This window comes from Vibrio sp. V09_P4A23P171, assembly GCF_963875615.1.
GTDB lineage: Bacteria > Pseudomonadota > Gammaproteobacteria > Enterobacterales > Vibrionaceae > Vibrio > Vibrio anguillarum.
Genome location: NZ_CAWNMR010000071.1, coordinates 52,308 through 63,952, shown reverse-complemented (window position 1 = coordinate 63,952; position 11,645 = coordinate 52,308). Strand labels below are relative to the sequence as shown.

The window sequence follows — 11,645 nt, the reverse complement described above, 5'->3', positions numbered from 1 at the left end:
GATTTTGATGAGTGGAAGTGAAGAAAGTTAGGCTTGAGCTTTTGCTAAATGGACTTCTTCTTCTTTCACGCCAGCTTGTGGATCATTAAAGCGAGCTTCATCTAACGCGCCTTCTGTTTTCGCCACAATAAGAGTCACACAGCTATCACCAGTAATATTGACTGCGGTGCGGATCATATCTAATAAGCGGTCAACACCCATAATCAAAGCAATACCTTCTAGTGGCAAGCCGACTTGGTTTAGCACCATCGCTAGCATGACAAGACCAACACCCGGAACGCCTGCTGTACCAACAGAGGCTAGTGTTGCCGTGAGGATGACCATCACGTAGTCACCCATAGTTAGATCGATATTGAACGCTTGGGCAATAAATGCTGTCGCAACGCCTTGCATGATCGCTGTGCCATCCATGTTAACGGTCGCACCTAGCGGAATGGTGAAAGAAGCTATCTTGTTATCAACCCCTAAGCGGTTTTTAGCCGTTTCCATGGTGACGGGTATAGTCGCATTGGAAGAGGCTGTAGAGAAAGCGAACATAATGGCATCTTCCATTTTACGGAAGAAGGTGATTGGACTTAAACCAGTAAAGCCTTTCAACATCAAACTATAGGTGACAAAACCGTGTAGCAGCAAGGTAACCGTCAGTACTACGAAGTATTCTGCGAGGTTCAAAATGGCACTTAAACCAAGGCTGGTGAACAGTTTCGCCATCAGGAAAAATACGCCGTATGGAGCAAGGTTCATCAACAAGGCGACTAGTTTCATAATAACTTCGTTCAAGTCATTAAAAACGCCCGCAATACGCTCGCCCGGTTTACCCGCGGCACTAATGGCTATGCCAAATAGTACTGCAAAGACGATGACCTGCAGTGTTTTACCTTCTGCCATCGCGCTGATTGGGTTGGTCGGGAACATATCAATAAACACTTGGCCCAAAGAAGGGGCTTGCGCAGATTGGAATGAGCTTGCTGCGGTTAAATCGGCTCCGGACCCCGGTTGAAACACAGTGCCCATTGTCAGTGCCAGTGTGATGGCAATCGCAGTGGTTGCGATGTAAAAGGCTAGGGTTTTACCGCCCATGCGGCCAAGTGTGGTGAGATCTTTCAGTGAGCTCGTACCACAAACGAGAGAAACAAACACGAGGGGTACAACTAACATTTTTAAGCTGGCGATAAAGATTTTTCCGCCAACATCGAATAAGCCGTTAACGATATACGCGTCAACAAATCCGTTTTCAGCAAATAGGGCTCGAATGGCAAAGCCAGTCAAAATACCCGCTACCATACCTAAAATAACACGGCCGGTAAGCGACATCGGTTTTTTGGTATTCATTGTGAACACTCCTTTATTTTATGCACTTCGACATCATTTCAAAGCGTGCCGCAGGTTAGCAGGGCTGAGTGCAAATCAAAAAGTAAAATAATGTTAACGGTTAATTGCTGTGATCTTTATCACTTAAAATCGCCCATCCTTTACGTTTTAATAACCTATTTTTGGTTTTAAATTTTTATTTTTTATCATTTGGCAACACATGAGTCTTTTGTGTTAACAAATATCACTATTCTCATCTAATGGTAATTCGCTAGTTTTCATTCAATTTTAAGCTCGTTTGGTTGCATATTTACCCATTAAGGTTGCTTTATATGAATAGGGTCTCAACGGCACTTTTATGTAGCATAAAAAGAAGGGCATGCAACACAAGTAGAGAAAGGAAGGAAAGTGATACTAAGTTGAATGTTATCGACTGAAAATCTTAACGTTTGAAGGAGGCTTGGCCTCCTTCAATGAAACGGTATGCTGGCCTTAGGCATAGATTATGCGAGCTTTTTATTTAACCAGTTATCAAGTGCCAATTTGCCAGCACCAGAGAAAACCAACGATACACTGGCTGCAAGCAGCGCAAGGCCAAACTCATAACCGTTATTAGCCATGAATAAGCCGTTACCTAAGTGTACAGAAGCGATTGCGACGATCATCGTAATAGAAAGAAGCAAGGCGGCAGGGCGAGTTAGTAAGCCAAGTAAAATGAATAGGCCCCCAAAGAATTCACCACTACCCGCTAAAAATGCCATCAGGACACCTGGGTTTAAGCCAATTGAAGCCATCCATTGACCTGTGCCTTCTAATCCATATCCTCCAAACCAGCCAAAGAGTTTCTGCGCACCGTGCGCCATAAAAATGATGCCAATTGGGAAACGAAGCGCAAGCGCAGAAAATCCAGAAGTTGATGTGGTTAGTTGTTTCAATAGTGCTTTCATTAAAGTGTCCTCAGATTCATTAAAAGGTAGTAGGTGCTCAGCGGCTTCCTAGCTGTTGGAGCCAGTGTAGAGTGATTCGTAACCTGAGATAACTCACTCCGTTTGATGATTAAGTTCGAAAAAATTGAACAAGATTTATATAGTACTTTTCTTAGCGCGGGGAATGTTGTGACCTTCTATCTATGATGAATCATGCCGATTGATCGTCTGATATCCCCTTCCTACTTGAAGCTGCAGCGGTGTTGGTTACGTTCGCTCACTTCATCAAATCGTTTATCTATACTCATGGGGGAAACTTACTTTCCAACCTACCTGCCACTTCAAGTTGTTTAGTTATACACAATATTATCATTTATACGGACACTAATAGCATTCGGATTGACCTGTATTTCATAGTAGTGTCTTTTCAAAGGAGCAGATAATGAATTAAAAAACGAAGAAGGTTACTAAAATAAACGGGCTACCTTTGGGTCGTTAGCTATATCTTTCTTTACAATGTCATCCATCATCTGTTTTCTCTTTCCCATGGTTTATAAAAAGTGCAAATATTAAAATAATGGAATAAGTGTCAAGAAATAATCAGATTTATGTCCGAATAGATAAATATCTTATTGTTTGGTCATTAGGATAAATAGTGAATTACGTTTTGATAAAATACCAAATTAGTTGGTTTACAGTTCCAGAAAAGTGCTCAGCCATAGATTAAAGAGCTTCGAGAATGAAGGCTTTTTCCTTCCCATTGAAAGCTGTAGCGATGTTGGCTACATTTTTAGCTATTGCTATGGGGTGCTCACTTACCATATCGACCTGCAACTTCAAGTTGTTTAGTCATAGACAGCCTAAACTGTATTTTTGCGCTTTTAAGTGCCTTTTTCATAAGACTCGTCGTTATCAAGAGTACCATCTTCTTTAATTTTCTCTGTTTATTGCCATCAAACAATAATAACTAATTTATTAATTACGGATTATTGTTTTTCTTTTGGCTTGATATTTTATTTAGCGCATTGCATTCATTTTTTTGAAAATTAGATCATCATTCAAATCTATAAAGTTTGATTATATTTAACCTTAACTTTATTGACTTAAGATCACGTTATTTAATTGTATTCATACATCTTATGTATCTATATATATGCCACGTCTAATTGTCGGAGATATAAAGTTTGAAAGTTAAGATAATGACCATTTTGTTATTAGTAATATTCGGTCTCATTGTTGGTAAATATTACATTAGCCATAGTTCATTAACATTAGTGCCTGCTCCAAAAGCACCGAATAATAACGAGGATACTGATTTTAAAGCCGCAACAGTTGCTGATGAGCGTCAGCTGATGAAGCCACCACGAGAAGATGCATCGAGCGCTGGAGATGCTCGTTCTGCTCTGAATTCAGAGCCTATCACTGAAGAGCGCATGCTTGCGGCACAAACCGTTGATGAAGTATGGCACGACATCAACCCAAGCCCAGCGTTGCAAGCCATTAGGCCAAAAAGTGATGCAGTGACGGAAATCAAAGCGATCGAAATCGAAAATATTGAACAATTCCGAGTTCTGGCAACGGGCGATGCTGTCACGGTCACTATGCCTGATAACCAGCCAGTCAATATCCAAGTCACTTCATCAGAAATTCAGAATGAAGGCGTCCGGACTTGGTCTGGGCAGTTTGAACTCGACGGGGAAGTTTACCCAGCCACATTCACTTTCGGCAAAACGGCAATACTTGGTTTTATTGGTCATCCCAGTGGTCAAGTGAAGCTTGAAGGCAACGGCAGTGAAGCATGGGTTTACCGAGTACCACCGAATCATGGCTATGACGAAACCTCGACCAGCCATTGATACCTCAAACGCACGGCTTTGTGTGTTAATAAAATAAATAATGTAGGAGTTTTCTATGAAAATAGCGTCATTGGCATTAGCCGTGGTGTTAGCAACACATGCGTTACCGAGTAGTGCAACCACTGAAATTGATATTCTAGGTGTTTATACACCCGGCACGGCTGAGTGGTTTCAGCAAGATCACGTGGCTCAAATCCAGCACCGATTTAACGTGGGAAATGAAATTCTGCGTCAAAGTGGTCTGGACATCAAAGTCAACTTAATTGGCACGAAAGAAGTAAAATACGATACGCAAAGAGGGCTAAGAAAATCGCAAGGGCAGGCGCTTGATGCGATTACTCCCGGCAATAAACAAGATCCGGCGTTTGCCGATATTGAGCAATATCGTAAGCAGGTTGGCGCGGATATGGTGGCGCTGTTTCGTAATCTAGATATTAAAAATTCTCCTGATTATGAAGATAAAGGCAATGGTACTTACATGCTGAGCTGTGGTCTAGCATGGATAATCCCTGCCGCGTATTGGAACAATAGTGCGCGTTATGCGCAATCTAGAATGTACAGTCATAGCTATTTGAATGAGTGTGGCGATGATACGTTTATTCACGAATTAGGCCACAATTTGGGCTTGAACCATGCTCATGAACAGTACAATGGCGAACCCCATCTTTCAAATGGTACAGAGCAAGATGCGTATGGTTATGGGGTTCAAGGCCAATTTGCGACGACCATGGCCTATGGTTTCTTATTTGGTATTCATAGCCGTTCTTACACATTCTCTAACCCAAGCAAAGTGTGTAAAGGTCAAGCATGTGGTGTCACTGACTACGCGAACTCGGTGCGAGCGATTGGCCTGAGCGCGCCACACATTGCGGCGATTTATGCACGTCCAGATGGGAGTAATGACGGAGGAACGTCACCCACCGAACCGACTTCGCCCCAACAAGCCATCTATGATTTACAAGGGCCTTTTGCCATTCCCGATCATGCACAAGGAGAGTTAGCACTTCCGATTAATGTGACTTATCAAGGAAATGCGGAAACGGCCACTATTCAACTTGATATTGAACACCCATTTGTGGGTGATGTTTCAGTCAAGTTGTATGCACCTGATGGTGGCTATTGGAACTTAAAATCGTATAACCAGTATGATCGCAACACGGCTTATCGTGTTCGCTTTACACTCAGCGGAATGCAACAAATGAACGTGCAAGGCCAGTGGCGTTTAGTCGTGGCGGATCACTATCAAGGTTTAACGGGTGTATTAAATTCGGCACGCTTATCCTTTGAATAAAGGTTTGCTGTGATGTTGACCCTGCACCTATGTGCAGGGTTTTTAATTACTGGCCAAATTGGGTGGCTTTGAATTGATTCAGCAATCGATGGATCACATAGGTTGTAAGTAATGTGGCGACAATAGCAAACAAAATACTGCCGACTCGGTACAGGGCACTGAAAATTAAATCATTGCCCGGCGTCAAATATTGACCAAACAAGATCCCTAAGGTAGTCAATGAGCCAAAGCCGACCCCTGAACCGCTGGATTCTTTTACATGCCAGTAGCTAAAGAGCATCGCACCTATCCACAGCAGCGGAATAACAAATAAAAGCTGACCTGACCAATCGTAGAGCAGCAGTTGGACTGTAATACCGAAAGTGACACCAAGCAGAGTACCCATCGCGCGTTTGCGTGCGTAGCCTAGCGCTCCGTTCCAATGCATCGGGAAAAGTAGCAACAAGGTTGTGGCTTGCGCGGACATTGAATCTTGCAGATCGAATATTTGAAACACAACGAAAGAGAGTGTGGCAATGGTTGCGCCCATGAGTGCTTCATGACGCATACGGTGTGACTCTTTGGCCACGCTTGCATGAGCGGGAGGTTGCCTTTTCTGTGCGTCGGGAATACAGAATGTCACCAGATAAGCGACCATTACCGAAAGCAAATTCGCGATAAAGTTGCTGGTAATCAGATCGTTAAGATCAGTTGTGGGGTAGCTTGCAAAGTGCAGCATGATGCTCAAGCTCAATACGCTGTTCGCTCCAAATAAGAATAAGCTGCCTTTCGACATACAAGCAAATTTGCAGAGAAACAGTACAAAAGCCATCATCGTCATCAGTGCCGGATGAGCGCCAAATAGTCCCCCGAGAATGGCTACTTCTAAGCCACAAACGACGGCGGAAGCGAGCAGTTGCTTTGCGGCGTGCGCATTCATGACGGGTACCATGCCCAGTAACAGCATCGGTGTTACGGTAAAAAATACCCCGTAGTTCCAACCCAGTAGTTTACAAAAGGTAAAACCAAGCGTCGCACCTGTTGCAATTCTGACGCATTGGCGAAAGTCATTTTCAGATAATGGATGATCCCAAAGTCGCATTTTTTACTCCGCTTAATAGATGTAGTGCAGAGTGCTTAGAAACTGAATTTGCATTTTTGCCAGCCAGGCAAACGGGCCACTTTCTGGTAGCAACTGTACCGTCGCACGAGCACCGGAAGGCAATGTTGACATCGTTTCATCGAGCGAAAGGTGCACACGCATGCGTTGTGCATCACGCACCCAGCGATTAGATTCTGTTGGAGTGGCTAAACGCCCATTCGCATCAAACTGACCAGTGCTTACCCCAGCATCAAGGCTACGAATACGCGCGGTAAAGACTTCGCCGGGTTTGCTGTCAAAAGCAACTAGGGCGCGGCTATTGTCTGGGAAATGGCGTAAGCTTTTTTCTCTAAAATCAGCAATCACGTCTACATCCGTCGCCACCAATGCAACTAACGGCATACCTGCTGCGGCGTAGGTGCCCGTTTCAAGCTGTAAGTTGGTAATGACACCATCTTGCTCTGCTAGCGTTTGTGTGTAGGCAAGGTTTAGCTTGGCCTGCGCCAATTGGTTCAAAGCGGCGCGGATGCTGACGTTACTCTCGTCACTATTACCTCGACTGACGTGCAATTCTTGCAGGTGAGCTTGCGCTGCAACCAAATTGGCTTTCGCGGCGGTAGCGCCACTTTGTGCATCGTCTTTAAGTTGTTGAGAAGTCCCATTGCGTGCAAACAGAGTGTTTAATCGGTTAGCTTCGCGCAACTTTTGATCGGCAACGATACGGCTTGCCGTGACATTAGCTTCTGCGGCTGCAATCGATGCATCCAATTGAGCGTTACCTTGTACCGCACGTTCATAATTGAGTTGGGCCTGCTCTACCGCCAGTTGATAGGGTTGTGGGTCGATGGTGAAAAGTACTTCACCCTTGTGTACGGTTTGATTATTAGTGACAAAAACATCACTGATTTGACCATTAACTCGGGGAGATATTTTGGTCACAGTCCGCGTTGCCATGGCTTGCGGTGTTAAAGGCATAGCCAAATCGGCCACCAAAAAATAGGCAAAGAGCGCCACAAAAGCGACGATGGAATATTTGATCCAAAGTGCAAATTTTTGATCAGGTGTCATAAGTAATTATTGTTCCTTTGAAGGTGTTGCTATCGGTTTGCTGAGCGTATCTAGAGCGTTGTGTGAGATTTGTTCGAGCGTAAGAGTCAGTTGGCGCAATTGTTGATCGTCAATATTACCCAGTAAGTTTTGGCGAACTTGCAAAATACGGGTTTCCATCTGCTTGATAAGAGCACGCCCGTTACTCGTCAAACTGACGATTCGAGCGCGCTTATCGTTGTGACAGCAGTGACGTTCGATCAGCGATTGTTCTTCGAGCTGCTTTAAAGTTCGCATCAAAGAAGCCAGTTCTATTTCTAACGCTTCGGCTAAGGTTTTTTGACTGACGTTGTCACCGAGACGCTGTAATTTCCACAATGCGGTCCAACGAGGATGGGTAAGGCCCAAGGGTGAGAGTTCTCGGTCCGCCACCATTTTCCATAAGCGTGAGAGACGAGCAAACTGCTCAGCGAGTGATAATTCTTTCAGGGTGTGCGTGTTTTCAATCATAACGAGTCACATATTACTTAGCGTGCTAAGTAATATGATTTAGTTAGCGCGCTAAGTAAATAGCTAATGACGAAGGCTGACATTTTCATACAAACTCAGGACAGCACCCCTCAATGAAACACTGTACATTATTTTCAATGAGCGACTCCCCAATGTTTGAGGCTGTCCTAGCTGCTGAAATTCTGGTCCATACTATGATAATTGAAAATAAACTCGACTACCTGTTTAGCCTGTCTGAACTCTCCGAAACGATTTACCCCAATACCAAAGGCTGGTCTAAAATCAGGAAGAATATCCGTTTTTGTTTATGGGGCGTGACCAATGCCTATGCTCTAAAAAGTATGCTGAGGCTGTTTTCGTGCTCCGAGTTAGCGGAGGTATTGAAGCAATGCCCACAGTTTTTGGAAAAACCATTAAAACCTTATCTCTGCGTCAATTGGTCTGCCAAAGAGCGTACATGGCACATTAATCAACATTTTATCTACTTAGTTGAACAGTTTGGCTTTAATGCTGCGAAGTTTTTCTCAGAATCAGGCTTCTCTATTTTTGATTTTTACGACAAAAATGGGGCGAGTTATTCATTAAGCCTGTGCAGTGGAGAGATAAGAGAAGGTTCGTTGGGGCTGCAACTGACGGATGAAAAAGGGCAGAAAATTTACTCGATCAGTTTCAATGTTTCTGATCAAGGGCGCAGTATTTACATTGGTTCACTACAAGGTCCAAGCAGTGGTGTGACCGATCGTAATCAAATCATTAAAGATTTGACGCGCACGACTCACGGCTTAAGAACTAAAGCACTGATGGTTGAAATGATCATGACGCTAGCGCGTATCTTAGGGGTTGAAAACCTGTATGCGATTTCTAACCGCGGCCATATGTATCAAGCGTTGCGTTATATTGGCTCAAAGCGCAAATCAGTAAGCTTTGATTACGATGAACTGTGGACAGAGTACGAAGCAGAGAAAATGAGCAAATATTTGTACCGTTTGCCAACCACGCCAAACCGTAAAGGTGTTGAGACGCTAAATCGCAATAAACGCCGTCTATATACTAAACGTTATGAGTGGTTAGCCGAGGTGGAAACAGCCATGTCGGGCCGTATTGAACAGTTGAAACTTATGCCCAAGCATTTCGTGGTTTGATGGATCCACAAAATTAGAGGCTGATGTTATGGTTCAAAACGTCACTGTAGGCAACGCTTCAAACTCAGGTTTCGCAAAATAGTAGCCTTGCATGAGTTCAACGCCAAGTCGTTTTAGCCATAACATTTCTTGTTGAGTTTCAATACCTTCGGCGAGTGGACAAATCCCTAGCTCAATGAGCATTGCGACAGTATGACGGACGATTGCTTGCTTCGTGATGTCTTGATCGATATTACGCAGCAGTGACATATCTAATTTTACTATTTTAGTTTGGAAGTTAACCAATAGCCCAAGCCCGGCGTAGCCTGCACCGAAATCATCAATCGCGGTAGTAAATCCTAGGTTGGAGTAATAAGCGACGATCCGTTTTATGTGCGCTGTGTCTACGATTTTTTCCACCTCAGTAAATTCAAACATGATCCGTTCTGTCGGGAAACCGAACTGCTTTGCTGCCTCTAATGTGGTGCGGATACAACGTTCTGGTTGGTAAACGGCATTAGGTAAAAAATTAATGCTCAAAATACCTGGCAGTTTTAGTTTAGCCGCGAGTTTAATCGCTTTGATTCGACAAAGTTGGTCAAAGCGGTATCGGTTGTCATCACTGACTTGTTCAATGATGGAGTAAGCCGATTCATTATTCAGACCTCGTACGAGTGCTTCGTAGCCAAAGATGGTGTTATCTGCAACGTTAACTATGGGTTGGAAAGCCATGGTGAAGTCAAAAGGCAAGCTTTGTTTTTCTGAGCATTGCTGGCAAATACGTTGGTCCATATGGACTTGCTGTTGTTGCATAATCACTCACTGATATTTAATCGAATAGCATGATTATAGTTACTTGCAGCGTGCTCACCAAATTGCATAAATCAAAACGTGACCAGTAAGCCGACGAGCTATAGCTCTTCAATATGGTGTAGATAGTATTGAGCTTGATCTAAGATTGCTTGTTGAGTGGCGTTTTCAGTGTTATCCCAATTTTTATAAATCATGCCTATCCTTGGGTTTTTGGCTAACCGTTCACGATGAGTGAGCATGAACTGCCAATATAAACTATTGAATGGACATGAATTTAGACCACTACGGCTCTTTACTTGGTAGTGACAATCTTTGCAGTAATCACTCATTTTATTGATGTAAGAGCCGCTTGCAGCATAAGGCTTGGTAGCAACAATTCCCCCATCAGCAAACAGAGCCATACCTCGGGTATTGGGCATTTCTACCCATTGCAATGCATCAATATAAATACCTAAGTACCAGTCATCCACCTCATCCGGCTCGCAACCTGATAGGAGTGCAAAATTACCCGTGATCATCAAACGTTGGATATGATGTGCGTAGGAAAATTCCAGTGATTGAGTTACGGCTTGTTTAACACAATGCATACGAGTATCCCCTGTCCAATAATAGTGAGGAAGAGGTCGTTGAGCGTCAAGGGCGTTGTGCTTGGCGTATTGGGGCATGTTCGCCCAATAAATGCCTCGAATGTACTCACGCCAGCCCAAAATTTGCCTAATGAATCCTTCGATTTGTGCTAAATCCATCGTATTGTCATTCTCAAATCGCATGAGTGCACTTTGAATGACTTCTGCAGGCGATAGTAGTTTGCAGTTGAGTGCAAAAGAGAGCCGGCTATGGTAGAGGCTCCAACGATGTGGGCTCTTTGCCGTCATTGCATCTTGAAAGCGACCAAACAGCGGCAAGCCGTACTGACAAAAGTGGGCCAATAATGACAGCGCTTGTGAGCGGTTAATCGGCCATAACAATGAAGGAGTATACAGGCCGAAAACGTGAATATTATGGTGCTGTAAACGGTTATAAATTGCACTGACATCGTTTTGAAAGCTAAGTGGTTTGGGTAGGTTTTCTATGTCTTGCACGCTGAGCTTATTGCGATTTTGGTGATCAAAATTCCAACGCCCACCCAAAGGCGTTTGATGATCATCTTGCAGAAGAATACCGAATCGCTTACGCATTTTGCGATAAAACGGCTCCATAATAGTGGTTTTGTCGGTGTTAAAATGCTGAGTGATCTCGTCAAAAGGCAATAAAAAGTGTTCAGTATCAAAACAAGTCACTTGGGTATGAGAGAGGTTTAGCTCCTGCAACTGTTGCCAAACTCGGTATTCATCAGGTCGCTGATAGTGAAAGTATTCTGCGTTGATCTGATGACACAGATCGCTAATCAATGGTGGTAGCTGCAAATAATCGGCAGTTTCATCAAGGGTCAAGTAGAGAACCTGGTGTCCCTCACTTTGCAATAATTCGGCAAAAGCTTCCATCGCGGCAAAAAAGGCGCAGATTTTTTGAATGTGATGTTTTACATAGCCTGTTTCTTGTTTAAGTTCAGCTATCACGTACAGTACGGAATCATCCGTTTTGTTAAACCAAGAGTGCTTGATGTTGAGTTGATCGCCTAGGATCAAGCGTAAGGTTTTGTACGTTCGCATGCTGTATACCGTTGAGATTGGTTATCGAACATCTTCT

General features: G+C 43.7%; 10 protein-coding genes. 3 read left to right on the top strand and 7 right to left on the bottom strand.

From position 1 onward, the window contains the following. Nucleotides 1-27: 27 nt before the first annotated feature. Nucleotides 28-1,332: a dicarboxylate/amino acid:cation symporter gene (locus AACT23_RS16910; protein ID WP_029189696.1), complete on the bottom strand. Its 1,305-nt coding sequence runs from the start codon at nt 1,330-1,332 to the stop codon at nt 28-30. 482 nt (nt 1,333-1,814) lie between these two features. Further along, entirely contained in the window at nt 1,815-2,258 is a 444-nt protein-coding gene (locus AACT23_RS16905) for a DoxX family protein (protein WP_013868258.1), read from the bottom strand. Between the two features lie 1,178 nt (nt 2,259-3,436). On the opposite strand from AACT23_RS16905, the gene AACT23_RS16900 reads away from it, so the two are divergent. Then, a complete protein-coding gene (locus AACT23_RS16900; RefSeq protein WP_019280795.1) occupies nt 3,437-4,093 on the top strand; it encodes a hypothetical protein in 657 nt (218 codons plus the stop codon). A gap of 55 nt (nt 4,094-4,148) precedes the next feature. Continuing rightward, nucleotides 4,149-5,384 carry a zinc-dependent metalloprotease family protein gene (locus AACT23_RS16895; protein WP_094128589.1) on the top strand — a complete coding sequence of 412 codons (1,236 nt, stop codon included), beginning with the start codon at nt 4,149-4,151 and terminating at the stop codon, nt 5,382-5,384. Nucleotides 5,385-5,430: 46 nt separating this feature from the next. On the opposite strand, the gene AACT23_RS16890 is transcribed toward AACT23_RS16895, so the two are convergent. Genes AACT23_RS16890 through slyA form a run of 3 tightly spaced genes read right to left on the bottom strand, consistent with a single transcriptional unit; the run spans nt 5,431 to nt 8,022 of the window. Next, the gene (locus AACT23_RS16890) at nt 5,431-6,465 is read right to left on the bottom strand and encodes a DUF2955 domain-containing protein (protein WP_017046845.1); all 1,035 of its coding nucleotides are present in this window, start codon (nt 6,463-6,465) and stop codon (nt 5,431-5,433) included. Between the two features lie 12 nt (nt 6,466-6,477). Beyond that, on the bottom strand, nt 6,478-7,533 hold the full coding sequence (locus tag AACT23_RS16885) for an HlyD family secretion protein (RefSeq protein ID WP_094128587.1): 1,056 nt from the start codon (nt 7,531-7,533) through the stop codon (nt 6,478-6,480). A gap of 6 nt (nt 7,534-7,539) precedes the next feature. Next, nucleotides 7,540-8,022 carry a transcriptional regulator SlyA gene (slyA, locus tag AACT23_RS16880; protein ID WP_017046843.1) on the bottom strand — a complete coding sequence of 161 codons (483 nt, stop codon included), beginning with the start codon at nt 8,020-8,022 and terminating at the stop codon, nt 7,540-7,542. 113 nt (nt 8,023-8,135) lie between these two features. Between slyA and AACT23_RS16875 the strand changes: the two genes are divergently transcribed. Then, complete coding sequence (locus AACT23_RS16875; RefSeq protein ID WP_017046842.1) at nt 8,136-9,164, top strand: VirK/YbjX family protein; 1,029 nt, start codon at nt 8,136-8,138, stop codon at nt 9,162-9,164. A 33-nt stretch (nt 9,165-9,197) separates the two neighbouring features. On the opposite strand, the gene AACT23_RS16870 is transcribed toward AACT23_RS16875, so the two are convergent. Together AACT23_RS16870 and AACT23_RS16865 are read right to left on the bottom strand one after the other, a co-directional pair. Next, nucleotides 9,198-9,956, bottom strand: a complete 759-nt coding sequence (locus AACT23_RS16870; RefSeq protein WP_217899559.1) for an EAL domain-containing protein — start codon at nt 9,954-9,956, stop codon at nt 9,198-9,200. Between the two features lie 98 nt (nt 9,957-10,054). Continuing rightward, the gene (locus tag AACT23_RS16865; RefSeq protein WP_094128581.1) at nt 10,055-11,608 is read right to left on the bottom strand and encodes a cryptochrome/photolyase family protein; all 1,554 of its coding nucleotides are present in this window, start codon (nt 11,606-11,608) and stop codon (nt 10,055-10,057) included. Nucleotides 11,609-11,645 lie beyond the last annotated feature (37 nt).

What these genes read in the sequence shown, in the direction of transcription:
- slyA (WP_017046843.1), bottom strand. Translation starts at nt 8,022, where the DNA reads ATGATTGAAAACACGCACACCCTGAAAGAATTATCACTCGCTGAGCAG.
- AACT23_RS16905 (WP_013868258.1), bottom strand. Translation starts at nt 2,258, where the DNA reads ATGAAAGCACTATTGAAACAACTAACCACATCAACTTCTGGATTTTCT.
- AACT23_RS16885 (WP_094128587.1), bottom strand. Translation starts at nt 7,533, where the DNA reads ATGACACCTGATCAAAAATTTGCACTTTGGATCAAATATTCCATCGTC.
- AACT23_RS16865 (WP_094128581.1), bottom strand. Translation starts at nt 11,608, where the DNA reads ATGCGAACGTACAAAACCTTACGCTTGATCCTAGGCGATCAACTCAAC.
- AACT23_RS16875 (WP_017046842.1), top strand. Translation starts at nt 8,136, where the DNA reads ATGAAACACTGTACATTATTTTCAATGAGCGACTCCCCAATGTTTGAG.
- AACT23_RS16870 (WP_217899559.1), bottom strand. Translation starts at nt 9,956, where the DNA reads ATGCAACAACAGCAAGTCCATATGGACCAACGTATTTGCCAGCAATGC.
- AACT23_RS16910 (WP_029189696.1), bottom strand. Translation starts at nt 1,332, where the DNA reads ATGAATACCAAAAAACCGATGTCGCTTACCGGCCGTGTTATTTTAGGT.
- AACT23_RS16890 (WP_017046845.1), bottom strand. Translation starts at nt 6,465, where the DNA reads ATGCGACTTTGGGATCATCCATTATCTGAAAATGACTTTCGCCAATGC.
- AACT23_RS16900 (WP_019280795.1), top strand. Translation starts at nt 3,437, where the DNA reads ATGACCATTTTGTTATTAGTAATATTCGGTCTCATTGTTGGTAAATAT.
- AACT23_RS16895 (WP_094128589.1), top strand. Translation starts at nt 4,149, where the DNA reads ATGAAAATAGCGTCATTGGCATTAGCCGTGGTGTTAGCAACACATGCG.